Origin of the sequence: Streptomyces lasiicapitis, from assembly GCF_014646335.1 — a bacterium.
Taxonomy (GTDB): Bacteria; Actinomycetota; Actinomycetes; order Streptomycetales; family Streptomycetaceae; genus Streptomyces; species Streptomyces lasiicapitis.
Map to the genome: position 1 here is coordinate 65,938 of NZ_BMNG01000022.1, position 12,512 is coordinate 78,449.

Sequence of the window (12,512 nt, forward strand, 5' to 3'; positions counted from 1 at the left end):
GTGGCTGGTCACGCGCTCCCACATCGACTTCGGTCGCGTGTGGTCGGCGTCGTGTCGATGCACTTCTTCGTGCTGACGCACCTCTGAGCCGACCCGTCACCGCCTGCGCATCCGGGCTTTCGCCCTGCGCATCCCATCATGCGGACGGCCGTCTCATCTCCTCCGAACTCTCGTGCGCCCATGCGCCGTTGCCCCGCCTTCACATGCGTACGTGTACGCGACCCCCTCCCCTCGCACGACCGGTCGACCCCTGCCCCGAGCCCGGAGAACCCCACGCCATGCGCACACCCCTGCCCGCACGCCGCCACACCACGGTCTTCGCAGTCCTCACCGCCGCCGCGCTCACGCTCACCGCGTGCGGCTCCGGCGACTCCACGACCGCCGCGGGCCGCGCCGCGCCCGCGGGCAAGAGCGGCGGGCTCCCGACCACGGACGTGGTGTCGTCGGTGAAGAAGAACGACAAGGCGGCCCGGCTGCTCCCGGCGGACGTCCGCGACCGCGGCACCCTCAGGATCGCCACGAGTGTCGGCGGCACTCCGCCGGGCTCGGCCTATCTGCCGGACGGCAGGACCGTCGTGGGTCAGGACATCGACTTCGCGAACGCCGTCGCCAAGGTCCTCGGCCTGCGCCTGAAGCGCGAGACCGCGAGCTTCGAGGCGATCCTGCCGTCCCTGGACAGCGGCAAGTACGACCTGGGCACCGGCAACTTCGGCGTCACGGACGAACGCCGCAGGACCATCGACTTCGTCACCTACATCAACGACGGCCAGGGCTTCGCCGTGCGCGCCGACAGCAAGTTGAAGAAGGTCACGGACTTCGCCCAGTTGTGCGGCCTGAACGTGGCGACCGGCGCGGGCACCACCTTCGAGGTCACCCTGGAGGACAACAAGCACGTCTGCGCCGACGCGGGCAAGAAGCCGTACAGCGTGAAGACCTACACCGAGCCCGGCGCGATCTGGCCCTCGCTCCAGCAGGGCCGCAGCGATGTCGTGATGTCGACGATCAACGGCCTGCGGTACGCGGTGGAGCAGCAGGAGGGCCTGAGGTTCCTGGGCGAGTTCCACCGCCTGGACGTGGGCTTCGCCTTCAAGAAGGGCACGAAGCTGGCGCCCGCGTTCCAGGCGGCGGTGAACCGGCTCATCGAGGACGGGACGTACGACCGCATCCTGAAGAAGTGGGGCACGCGGGCGTCGGCGATCGACGGGTCCCGGATCTCACCCCCGGAGATCAAGGACTGACGGCACGTCACCGGCGGGCGGCCTCCGTCACAGCCTCAGTCGCAGCACGAGCAGCAGTCACAGCAGTCGCAGTCACAGTCCCGGCAGGCGCCCTCGCGCTTCTTCCGGGACCACGGGCCCTCGTACTCCTTCGCGCAGCACAACTGGCAGGTGCAGCACAGCCCGATCGCGACGGCGCACCCGGCCCAGAACCCGCGCCGCGGCTTCGGCGGCTCGCCCCCGGACCAGCTGCCGCTCCCGCCGTAGTCGCCGCCGCCGTAGTCCCCGCCGCCGTACGAATCGCCCCGGTGGTTCCCGGCCCCGTACGACGACCCGTCCCCGTAGGACCCCGAGCCGCCGGACCCGTACGACCCCGATCCGTACGACCCGTCGCGGGCCGTCACCTCGTGCGGCGCGTGCCCGCACGCGGTGGTCCCGAACGCCCGGTCCACCGAGCGCTCCAGCTCGTGCACGAGCAGGAAGTGGGCGAGCTTGGCGTCGGTGAATCGCACCTCGGCGAGGGCGAGCCGGATGCCGTGCAGCGCGTCGTCGGCGAGCCGCCGCGCCTCGGCGCGGGACGTGCCGAGCGCCGTGATCGGGTTCCAGGCACCGGCCTCGGCGTCCGCGACCCGGTCCTCCACGGCGTCGAGGAGATGCGCGAGCCTGCCGAAGAGCCGTCCGGCCTCGGCCAGCGGCTCCGCGTTGCCGGGCCGCCCGGCGAGGACGGCGGTGTGCGCGAAGGCGGCGGCGGTCGCGGTCTCGGTCGGCTCGGTGACGGTGAGCAGGGAGGTGCCGGGGCCCGCCAAGGCCTCGATGCCTTCCTGCCGTTCGACGGCGTCCACCAGGACCGCCGTGTCGAAGCCCACGCCCGCGCCGGTGCTCGCGCCCGCCCTGCCCCACTTCCCGGCGACGCGGCGCGCGGCGGCGGCCACCGGCCTGCGCGCCAACAGGCCGTCGCCGTCGACGACGTGGTCGCGCACCTTCGCGGAGGCGAGCACGAGCGAGACGGCCGCGGCCAGCCGCGCGCCCTCACCCTGGGCGACGGAGGCGGTGCGCATGCCGCGCAGCGGACAGGGGCCCGCGGTGCGCCGCCGGCCGGTGGCGCGCTCGGCCTGAGCCTCCGTCAGAACCGAGATGATGAGCCCGTCGTAGTTGGTCACGACGCGTGCGAACTGCCCGTGGTCACCGCGCAGCGCGAGACAGAGCCCGCACAGATGCGCCATCCACTGGGTCTTGAGACCTTCGCCGAGGCGATGGGTGCAGGGCCTGACGATTCCGAACAAGACGACTCCCCCGTGAGCCCATGAGTCCGATGGATCGATCCGCTGGTGCGAACCCCGGCATCGTATCGATCCGTCAGTTCACCCGTACGCACCGCCCGTCACCCATACGCCGCGAAGAATCATATTTCACTCTCTGTCAGCAGCCGTACACGGCAAGACCCTTGAAGAATCGCGCGCGTCGCCGTATTGACTGTGTGCCAGTACCGTCACGAAAACCCCGCGCGGCGACTATCCCCTTGGCGCACCATCAGCATCATGGACGACCATAGGGATGCGGAACGCAAGCAGACCGCTGCGAGAGGAGGCGTCCATGGGATCGGTGCGCAAGGCGAGTGCCTGGCTTGGCCTCGTCGACGACAACAACGACGAGCGTTACTACGACGGATACGAAGACGACGCGGCCGACGGCCCCGAGGCGGCCGAGGCCTGGGTCACGGACCCGCGCGTGAAGGTCGCGGCGGACGTGGCGCAGGACAAGGGCCGCATCGGCACCATCACGCCGGACAGCTTCCGTGACGCCCGCGCCATCGGTGAGCTGTTCCGGGACGGCGTGCCGGTCATCATGAACCTCACGTCGATGGAGCCCGGCGACGCCAAGCGCGTCGTCGACTTCGCGGCCGGGCTCATCTTCGGCCTGCGCGGCTCCATCGACCGGGTGGCCCACCGCGTGTTCCTGCTCACCCCCGCCAACACGGAGATCGTCAACGGGGAAGCGACGCCGCACCGCGCGGACGGCTTCTTCAACCAGAGCTGAGGCAGGGCCGCTCGCCGAGCCCGCGCCGCCGCGCAGCGCCCCGCGCGCTCAGCGGAATCGCGCGTTCAGCGAAAGGCGCTGAGTCCGGTGAGCGCCTTGCCGAGGACGAGCTGATGCATCTCGACGGTGCCCTCGTAGGTGAGCACCGATTCGAGGTTCGTCGCATGCCGCATCACGGGGTACTCGAGCGAGATCCCGTTCGCGCCCAGGATGGTCCGGGACGTGCGGCAGATCTCGATCGCTTCTCGTACGTTGTTGAGCTTGCCGAAGCTGACCTGCTCGGGACGCAGGCGGCCGGCGTCCATGCGCCGCCCCAAGTGGTGCGCGAGCAGGACGCCCTTGTGGAGTTCGACCGCCATGTCGGCCAGCTTGGCCTGGGTGAGCTGGAAGCCGCCGATGGGCCGGCCGAACTGCTCGCGGGTCTTGGCGTACTCCACCGCCGCGTCGAAGCTGGCGCGGGCGGCGCCCATCGCGCCCCAGACGATGCCGTAGCGCGCGTGCGACAGACAGCTCAACGGGCCCTTCAGCCCCGTGACCTCGGGCAGGACCGCGTCGGCGGGCAGCCGCACCTCGTCCAGGACCAGCTCGCTGGTGACGCTGGCGCGCAGGGACCACTTGTGCTTGATCTCCGGCGCGGAGAAGCCGGGGCTGTCCGTGGGCACGACGAACCCCCGGATCCCGTCGTCGGTCTGCGCCCAGACCACAGCGACCCCCGCGACCGAACCATTCGTGATCCACATCTTCCGCCCGGTCAGGACCCAGTCGGTCCCGTCCCTCTTCGCGTGCGTCCGCATCGACGCCGGGTCGGAGCCGTGGTCGGGCTCGGTAAGCCCGAAGCAGCCGATGATCTCGCCCGCCGCCATGCCCGGCAGCCACCGCTGCTTCTGCTCCTCCGAGCCGAACTTCCAGATCGCGTACATCGCGAGCGAGCCCTGCACGGACACCAGCGACCTGATCCCCGAGTCCGCCGCCTCCAGCTCCAGGCAGGCGAGCCCGTACTGGACGGCGCTCGCGCCCGCGCAGCCGTAGCCGGTCAGCGACATGCCGAGGGCGCCGATCGCCCCCAACTCCCGCGCCAGCTCGCGCACGCCCGGCAGTTCGCCGCTCTCGTACCACTCCGCGATGTGCGGCATGACGCGGTCCGCCGCCCAGGCGCGGACGGTGTCGCGCACGGCCAGGTCCTCCGGCTCGAGGAGGTCGTCGAGGCCCAGCGGATCGGCGGGGTCGAAGGGGGGCAGGCTGCGGCTGCTTGCGGACGACATACGGGGGCCTCCGGCGAACTTAACTAGCGCTGATAGTCAGGTACGACTCGGCTCGACGCTACGACGCGCCCACCGGAACGTCCAGGGTGACGCCCTGCCGGGGGCTCCCACCTCAGCGCACCGACTCCACAGCAACCCCCGCCCGCTCCCGCCCAGCGCCACCCGTCTCGCCCGCCGCAGGCGCAGGCCCCCCACAGTCCATCACCCGAGGCAACCGCAGCGCAGCCAACGCCCCGAGCAGCAGCAACCCCGCACTGACCAGCAGCGTCACGTGCAACCCATGCACAAAGGAGTCCCGAGCGGCGGCCCGAAGGGCTTCGCCCTGCCCACCCCCAAGGCGGGAGGCGACTTCATAGGCCTCGCCCAGCGAGTGACTGGCGGCGGCACTGTCGGCGGCAGGAACACCCCGCACGGAGGACAGCCCAGGCGCGTACGCGGCATTCATGACGCTGCCGAGCAGCGCGATACCGATACCGGCACCGAGCTGGTACGACGTCTCGCCGATCGCGGCGGCCCCACCGGCCTGAGTCTGCGGCGCCTCGCTGAGCATGGACTCGTACGCACCGAAGAGCGTGGTCTCGAGCCCGAAGCCGAGCAGCACGAAACCGGCGAGCATCAGCGGAGCGTTGTCCTCGCCGCCCATGGCGGTGAGCGCGGCGACGGCGAGCGCGGTGAGGGCGAACCCGGTGGCGACCATGGCGCGCGGCCCGAAGCGCTGGAGCATCCGGGACCCGGCGAGCCCGGCGGCCATCGCGGCGATGGTGAGGGGAAGGAGTCGCAGGCCGGTCTCCAGGGGGGACAGACCGAGCACGAGCTGGAGGTACTGCGCGGCGATCAGTTCCAGGCCGACGAGGGCGAGCATCGCGAGCACGATGCACCCGACGGAGGTGCTGAAGGCGGGCCGCGTGAACATGGCGAGGTCGACCAGCGGGTACCGCCGACGCCGCTGCCGCCGCACGAAGGCGATGAGCAGCCCGGCGCCGACCGCGACGGAGACGAGTGTGGTGGCGCCGAGCGGCGACTCCCCGCTGCCGAGGCGCTTCACGCCGAGCACGAGGGCGAAAAGGCCGCCGGCGGCCATGAGCGCGCCGACCACGTCCCACGGCCCGTTGCGCTCGCCCGTCGACTCGGGCAGCAGCCAGCGCCCGACGGGCAGGCTGACCAGCATCAGCGGGATGTTGATGAGGAAGACCGAGCCCCACCAGAAGTGTTCGAGGAGGAAGCCGCCGAGGAGGGGGCCGCAGGCGGCGCCCACGGCGGCGACGGCGCTCCAGATGCCGATCGCGAGGGCGCGCTCGCGCCGGTCGGGGAAGACCTGGCGCAGGATCGAGAGCGTCGCGGGCATGATCATCGCGCCGCCGACGCCGAGCAGCGCGCGGGCCGCGATCAGCACGTGCGCGGTGTCGGCGAGCGCGGCGACGGCCGAGGCCACGCCGAACAGGCCGTATCCGAGGAGCAGGACGCGTCTGCGGCCGATCCGGTCGCCGAGGGTGCCGAACAGGATGAGCAGCGAGGCGCAGACCAGCGGGTAGATGTCGACGATCCACAGGAGCTCGATCGCGCCGGGCCTGAGGTCCTCGGTGACGGCGGGCACGGCCACGTGCAGGACGGTGGCGTCGACGGCGACGAGCAGCAGGCTGACGCAGAGGACGACGAGCACCACCCAGCGGTTCGCGCCCTCACCGGGAAGCCGACGGCCGAATGGAGCGGCGGCCGTGGTCGTCCCGGACATGTGCGTACCTCCCAGTGATTCCTCGCGAGTGCGGCCAGGTGGGGGGCCGGAGGGACCCAACGGGATCCGGTCGTCCGGCTGTGGCGGCTGTGAACGGCGAGTGGCCGTCAGCGTACGCGAGTCCGCGGGCGGCTCGCGTGGCGGACCTCTCATGGTTGCCGCGCACAGGTGTGGCGTGCGCCACGTTCGCTCGTGCCGGTGAAGTTCGCGTGGGCACGACCAGTCGGCTGGAGAGCCGATAATCGAGCCCGTGACCGATCTTGATCAGCGCCCCGCGACGGGGCACCGGACCGGCGGCGCGCTGCGCCGTGCGGCGCCCGCGCTCTTCGTGTACGCGGGAGTGCGCGCGCTGGGGCTCGCGGTGCTCGCCGTGTGGGGCGCCGCGGCGGGCAAGAGTCCGCACACCTTGCTCACCGCCCGCTGGGACTCGCTCTGGTACACCCGCGTCGCCGACTTCGGCTACGGCTGGGAGGTGAAGCTGCCCGACGGCAGTGTGCACTCGAACCTGGCGTTCTTCCCGCTCCTGCCGTGGCTGGAGCGGGCCGTGTCGGCGGTGAGTCCGCTGTCGTACGCGGACGCGGGCCTGGTGGTGAGCTCGGTCGCGTCGCTGTGCGCGGCGGGCGGGATCTTCGCGGTCGCGGATCACTTGTACGGGAAGCAGGCCGGGGTCTGCGCGGTGGCGCTGTGGGCCGTGCTGCCGGTCGGCATCGTGCAGTCGATGGCGTACAGCGAGTCGCTGTTCACCGCGCTCGCGGCCTGGTCGCTGTACGCGGTCATGACCGGGCGCTGGGTGACGGCGGGGCTGCTGGCCTCGCTGGCCGGTCTGACCCGGCCGGTGGGCGCGGCGGTCGTCGCCGCGGTATGGGTGACGGCGGCGCTCGCGGCGTACCGCGGGAAGCGGGCGGGTGAGCGGCCGGTGGTGGTGCGGCGCGACTGGCGCGTGCTGCTGGGCGTGGTGCTCGCGCCGCTCGGCGCTGCGGGCTATGTGCTGTGGGTCGGGCACCGGACGGGCGACGGCCTGTTCGGCTATCTCGACGTCCAGAAGCAGTGGGGCAACGGCTTCGACGGCGGCTACGCCTTCGCGACGTTCGTCGGCGAGAAGTTCACGTCCGTGCCGGGGGCGCTCGCGGGGCTCGGCCTGATCCTCGGCGTGGCGGGGGTGATCTGGCTGTACGTCGTGGGGGTGCGGCAGGGGCAGCCGCCCGCGCTGCTCGTCTACTGCGGGATCGTCGTCGCGCTCGCGCTGTGCGCGTCCGGCTACTTCGGCTCCAAGCCGCGCCTGCTGATGCCCGCCTTCCCCCTCCTGCTGCCCCTCGCGGTGGCGCTGGCGCGGCTGCGTACGAGCAGGTCGGCGCTGATCCTGGGCGGTGTGGCGGTGGCCGGCGCGGTGTACGGGGCGTTCTGGCTGCACGGCTCCGGGCCCCCCTGATCCGGCCAAGGTCATCCCTGCAAGATCATTTCAAGGGGGCGCACGGTGAGCGGGCGGTGAGCACCGGGAGAATTCCGCGCCAGGCCCCGGTGAACGAATTCATAAGCCGCCTAAAACCCCGCGCGTAATGATCAACGCATTGGGTAAAGCGGACATCATTGAATAGGGATTCCGGCCGGAATAAACCGGGGCCTGAGATCAATGCCACATCACATCGTCATCACAAAGCCTTCGATTCGACCTGGTCGGGCACTCACTCGCTGTAACGTCGATTGGGTGCGTACCGAACGAAACCTGACCCGTCTGGACCGGCTCTTCGCCCGGCTAGACCGTGAGCCGGAACGGCCGGCCCACCTCGACGTGCCGAGGATGAGCCAGCACCGGGTCGTGCTCTTCGGCGCGACGCTGGCCTTCTATCTGGCCATCGTCGTCGCGGTCCTGGCCACGTCGTGGCTCGTCCGGTTCGACTGGCAGGTCATGTTCTTCCGGCCCTACCAGCAGTGGCCCGAGATCCACGGCTTCCTCGACTACTGGGTGGTGCTCGGCCAGCGCGGCCCGACCGCCGTGATGGTCGCGGCCTGGCTGGGCTGGCGCTCCTGGCGGCAGCACACGCTGCGGCCGCTGCTCATGTTCGGCGCGGCCCTGCTGCTGCTCAACGCCACGGTCGGCGCCGCCAAGATCGGCATGGGCCGCCTCGGCCCGCACTACGCCACCGTGATCGGCTCCAACGAGATGTGGCAGGGCGGCGATATATTTCCTTCGGGCCACACCGCCAACGCCGTCGTGACCTGGGGAATCCTCGCCTATCTGGCCTCGACCCCGCGCACCCGCCGCTATCTGTCGGCGCTCTCCGCCGTGGTCTCGCTGAGCGTGGGCCTCACCACCGTGTATCTCGGTACGCACTGGCTGAGCGATGTCGTCCTCGGCTGGGCCGCGGGCCTGCTCATCCTGCTCGCGCTGCCGTGGGTCGAGCCGCTGCTCACCCGCGTCGAGGCCTGGATCCTCGGCATCCGGAACGCCTGGGGCGCCCGCCGCACCGGCGCGCCGGCCCCGGTGCCCGCCCCGGCCCTGGTCCCGCAGCGCGGCCCCGGCGGTCCCGGCGCCCCCGGCGAGGAGCAGCCCGTGCGCGAGCCGGTCGCCACCGCCCGCACCCGCGCCCCCGCCTACCTCGCCCCGGGCCCGCACACGGCCCGCTGCGAGCGCACGCCGGTCACCCCGCAGGGCCCCCGCCGCCCGCCGCACCCGGAGCGGGTGCGCGGCACCTCGGCCCGCCCGCTCGCCGGCGGCTGAGCCGCCCCACAGACCGCGGGAACGGTACGCACAGACTGACTCCCGCACGACGAAGGCCCCGGACACCGCTGAGGTGTCCGGGGCCTTCGTGCGTGGCTCGCGCGGCCGGGAGTGCGGCCGCCGGTGCTCAGCCCTTCCAGCAGCGCTTCACCGCGCCGTCCGCGACCTCGAAGTTCAGCCGCCCCGCGAGGTACTCCATCGTGATGAACGCGCCCGGCGGCAGCGACCTGACGGTGGACCAGCCGCGTTCGCGGGCCCGGCGCTCGGCGTCCTCGGCGGCGAGGCCGACGTAGGAGTCCGGGCTGTCCTGGGGCTCGGCGGCGGGTGTCGGTATGGGTGCCATGCGGCCACGTTAGGCGGCCGGTGTCCGCCGGGGAAGCCCGGAGCCCCGCACCATGCGTCACCGGTCCCCCTCCGGTCACGCTTGTGTCACAGGATCACGACGCTGGTTTCACCCCGACTTCGTCACACGTACGAGCGGTTCAGTGCTTGTCGGCGGTGAATTCAAGGGGAACTCCGGCCCACTCGTCGCACCCTGGAGCGAGGGCCGGAAAACGAACTCGGCCCCGCTCCCAGCGACCGGTCCGGCCGCGCGCGAATGCCTCCCGAAACCCTTTACCGATCCTCCGCATTTCCGATTACCGGGCGCTTCGCAGGATGTGACAGGTCATAGGGAATTCATGGCTCCGGCACCGAAGAGGGCGTCCGGGCGGGGCCGCGCCGCCGCCGGACGCCCTCTGTCGGAGCGGGGTCGGCGCGAGCATCATGTCCTGTGCTTCGGGCAAGCCCAGGACGCGACAGCGAAGGGGCAAGCGATGGGGACGCAGACGGCACCGGCGGCCGCGCGGCCGCCGCGCGAGCGGACGCCCGGCCGGATCATCGTCGACTGGCTGACCACCACCGACCACAAGAAGATCGGTCACCTGTACCTGATCACGTCGTTCGCGTTCTTCCTGATCGCCGGACTCATGGCCCTGATGATGCGGGCCGAACTGGCCCGCCCGGGGCTGCAGTTGATGTCCAACGAAGAGTTCAACCAGATGTTCACCATGCACGGCACGATCATGCTGCTGCTCTTCGCGACGCCGACGTTCGCGGGCTTCGCCAACGAGATCATGCCGCTGCAGATCGGCTCGCCCGACGTGGCCTTCCCGCGCCTGAACATGCTCTCGTACTGGCTGTTCCTCTTCGGCGGCCTGATGGTGCTCGGCTCGCTGCTCGTGCCGAGCGGGCCCGCGGACTTCGGCTGGTTCGCGTACGCGCCGCTCAACAGCCTGGAGCGGTCCCCCGGCATCGGCGCCGACCTGTGGATCATGGGGCTCGCGCTCTCCGGCTTCGGCACGATCCTCGGCTCGGTGAACTTCCTGACCACCATCATCGGCATGCGCGCGCCCGGGATGACGATGTTCCGCATGCCCATCTTCACCTGGAACGTCCTGTTCACGTCCATCCTGGTGCTGCTCGCGTTCCCGGTGCTCGCCGCCGCCCTGCTGGTCCTGGAGGCCGACCGGCGCTTCCACTCGGTGGTCTTCGACGCGCAGTTCGGGGGTGCGCTGCTGTGGCAGCACCTCTTCTGGTTCTTCGGGCATCCGGAGGTCTACATCATCGCGCTGCCGTTCTTCGGCATCATCTCGGAGATCATCCCGGTGTTCAGCCGGAAGCCGATCTTCGGCTATGTGCCGCTGGTGGGCGCGACGATGGCGATCACCGGTCTGTCGGTGGTCGTGTGGGCGCACCACATGTTCGCGACGGGCGCGGTGCTGCTGCCGTTCTTCTCGTTCATGTCGTTCCTGATCGCGGTGCCGACCGGGGTGAAGTTCTTCAACTGGACGGGGACGATGCTCAAGGGGTCCCTGTCGTTCGAGACGCCGATGCTGTGGTCGGTCGGCTTCCTGGTGTCGTTCCTGTTCGGCGGCCTGACGGGGGTGATCCTGGCCTCGCCGCCGCTGGACTTCCACGTCACCGACTCGTACTTCGTCGTCGCGCACTTCCACTACGTCGTCTTCGGCACCGTCGTGTTCGCGACCTTCGCCGGCTTCTACTTCTGGTGGCCGAAGCTCACCGGCAAGATGCTCGACGAGCGGCTCGGGAAGATCCACTTCTGGACGCTGTTCGTGGGCTTCCACACGACGTTCCTCGTGCAGCACTGGCTGGGCGCGGAGGGCATGCCGCGGCGGTACGCGGACTATCTCGCGGCGGACGGCTTCACGGTGCTCAACACCATCTCGTCCATCGGCGCCTTCCTGCTCGGCCTGTCCACGCTGCCGTTCCTCTACAACCTCTGGAAGACCGCCAAGTACGGCGAGAAGGTCGAGGTCGACGACCCCTGGGGGTTCGGCCGCTCCCTGGAGTGGGCGACGTCCTGCCCGCCGCCGCGGCACAACTTCCTCACGCTGCCCCGGATCCGCTCGGAGTCCCCGGCGTTCGATCTGCACCATCCGGAGTACGCGGCGCTGCGGGCGCCGGACGACCAGGCCGATCACCCCGGTCCAGGGCCCGGGTCAGGCGGTCCCTGATCGCCCGCATGTGCTCGTCGAGTCCCTCGGCGTCGAGCACCTCGAACTCCAGGCCCAGGAACATCAGGTGGAAGACCATGAAGTCCAGGCTGCCCGCACCCGTGCGCAGCAGACAGGTGCCGTCGGTCTCGGCCTCCAGGGTGCCGTCCGTCGGCGTCACCCGCTGGGCCGCCTCCTCCAGCGGGTGATGGAGGCGGACGGTGGCCCGCTCCGCGTACGCGCGCGTGGAGACGCCGCGCGAGACGAACGCCGCCAGGTCCTCGGCGGGCGGCGTACGGGGCTCGCAGCGCGGACCGTGCGGGGGCCTCGGCGTGACACGGTCCACGCGGAACGTACGCCAGTCGGCGCGGTCCAGGTCCCAGGCGACGAGGTACCAGCGGCGCTCGGTGCACACAAGCCGGTGCGGCTCCACGACGCGGCGGCTCTCGCTGCCGCCGTGGTCCCGGTAGTCGAAGCGCAGCCGCTCCGAGTCCCGGCAGACGGCGGCGAGTTCGGTCAGCACGGAGGGGTCGACGGCGGTCTGGCCGCGCGCGGTGTGCAGCATCGGCACGGTGAACGCGTTCAGCGCGCCGACACGGCGGCGCAGCCTGCCGGGCAGCACCTGTTCGAGCTTGCCGAGAGCCCGCACCGAACTCTCCCCGATGCCCTCGATGCCCTGCCCGGCGGCGGTCCTGAGCCCCACCGCCACGGCCACCGCCTCGTCGTCGTCAAGCAGCAACGGCGGCAGCTCGGCCCCCGCCCCCAGCTGATAGCCCCCGCCCGTGCCCGGACTGGCGTTCACGGGATACCCGAGCTCGCGAAGCCGATCGACGTCCCGCCGCACCGTACGCGGCGTGACCCCGAGCCGCTCCGCGAGATCACCACCGGACCACTCCCGATGGGCCTGCAACAGGGACAGCAACTTGAGCAGCCGAGCGGAGGTCTCCAACATGCCCCCGATTCTCCCCCGGCTCGCGGACAGCAACGGTCCGCAATGCCCGCACGCGAATGCCCGCACGCGCCCGCCGGGGGGGAATCAGCCCGTCCGGC

The 12,512-nt window shown here is 71.1% G+C and carries 9 protein-coding genes and 1 pseudogene; 5 read left to right on the forward strand and 5 right to left on the reverse strand.

Annotated elements, in window-relative coordinates; translation table 11 throughout:
• Positions 1-278: 278 nt before the first annotated feature.
• On the forward strand, positions 279-1,238 hold the full coding sequence (locus IEY91_RS37305) for an ABC transporter substrate-binding protein (protein ID WP_189177323.1): 960 nt from the start codon (positions 279-281) through the stop codon (positions 1,236-1,238).
• Between the two features lie 35 nt (positions 1,239-1,273).
• On the opposite strand, the gene IEY91_RS37310 is transcribed toward IEY91_RS37305, so the two are convergent.
• Positions 1,274-2,500: a DUF5685 family protein gene (locus IEY91_RS37310; protein ID WP_189177324.1), complete on the reverse strand. Its 1,227-nt coding sequence runs from the start codon at positions 2,498-2,500 to the stop codon at positions 1,274-1,276.
• 310 nt (positions 2,501-2,810) lie between these two features.
• Between IEY91_RS37310 and IEY91_RS37315 the strand changes: the two genes are divergently transcribed.
• Positions 2,811-3,254 (forward strand): cell division protein SepF, encoded by a 444-nt coding sequence (locus IEY91_RS37315; RefSeq protein ID WP_164326167.1) that lies wholly within the window; start codon positions 2,811-2,813, stop codon positions 3,252-3,254.
• Between the two features lie 65 nt (positions 3,255-3,319).
• Here the strand turns inward: IEY91_RS37315 and IEY91_RS37320 are convergent, their stop codons facing one another.
• Positions 3,320-4,516 (reverse strand): acyl-CoA dehydrogenase family protein, encoded by a 1,197-nt coding sequence (locus IEY91_RS37320; protein WP_189177325.1) that lies wholly within the window; start codon positions 4,514-4,516, stop codon positions 3,320-3,322.
• 112 nt (positions 4,517-4,628) lie between these two features.
• The gene (locus IEY91_RS37325) at positions 4,629-6,248 is read right to left on the reverse strand and encodes an MFS transporter (RefSeq protein ID WP_229697486.1); all 1,620 of its coding nucleotides are present in this window, start codon (positions 6,246-6,248) and stop codon (positions 4,629-4,631) included.
• Between the two features lie 250 nt (positions 6,249-6,498).
• Here IEY91_RS37325 and IEY91_RS37330 point away from each other — a divergent pair, with 250 nt between their 5' ends.
• Positions 6,499-7,677, forward strand: coding sequence for a putative hexosyltransferase (locus IEY91_RS37330; RefSeq protein ID WP_189177326.1), 1,179 nt, complete (start codon positions 6,499-6,501; stop codon positions 7,675-7,677).
• A gap of 276 nt (positions 7,678-7,953) precedes the next feature.
• On the forward strand, positions 7,954-8,967 hold the full coding sequence (locus IEY91_RS37335; RefSeq protein WP_189177327.1) for a phosphatase PAP2 family protein: 1,014 nt from the start codon (positions 7,954-7,956) through the stop codon (positions 8,965-8,967).
• Between the two features lie 127 nt (positions 8,968-9,094).
• Here IEY91_RS37335 and IEY91_RS37340 read toward each other — a convergent pair whose 3' ends face one another.
• Positions 9,095-9,310 (reverse strand): I78 family peptidase inhibitor, encoded by a 216-nt coding sequence (locus IEY91_RS37340; protein ID WP_189177328.1) that lies wholly within the window; start codon positions 9,308-9,310, stop codon positions 9,095-9,097.
• Between the two features lie 472 nt (positions 9,311-9,782).
• Here IEY91_RS37340 and ctaD point away from each other — a divergent pair.
• A pseudogene (gene ctaD, locus IEY91_RS37345) lies at positions 9,783-11,465 on the forward strand (aa3-type cytochrome oxidase subunit I); the annotation flags it as partial.
• On the opposite strand, the gene IEY91_RS37350 reads toward ctaD, so the two are convergent.
• A complete protein-coding gene (locus IEY91_RS37350) occupies positions 11,356-12,414 on the reverse strand; it encodes a helix-turn-helix transcriptional regulator (RefSeq protein ID WP_189177329.1) in 1,059 nt (352 codons plus the stop codon). The pseudogene ctaD and the gene IEY91_RS37350 sit on opposite strands and share 110 nt — an antisense overlap.
• Between the last annotated feature and the right edge of the window lie 98 nt (positions 12,415-12,512).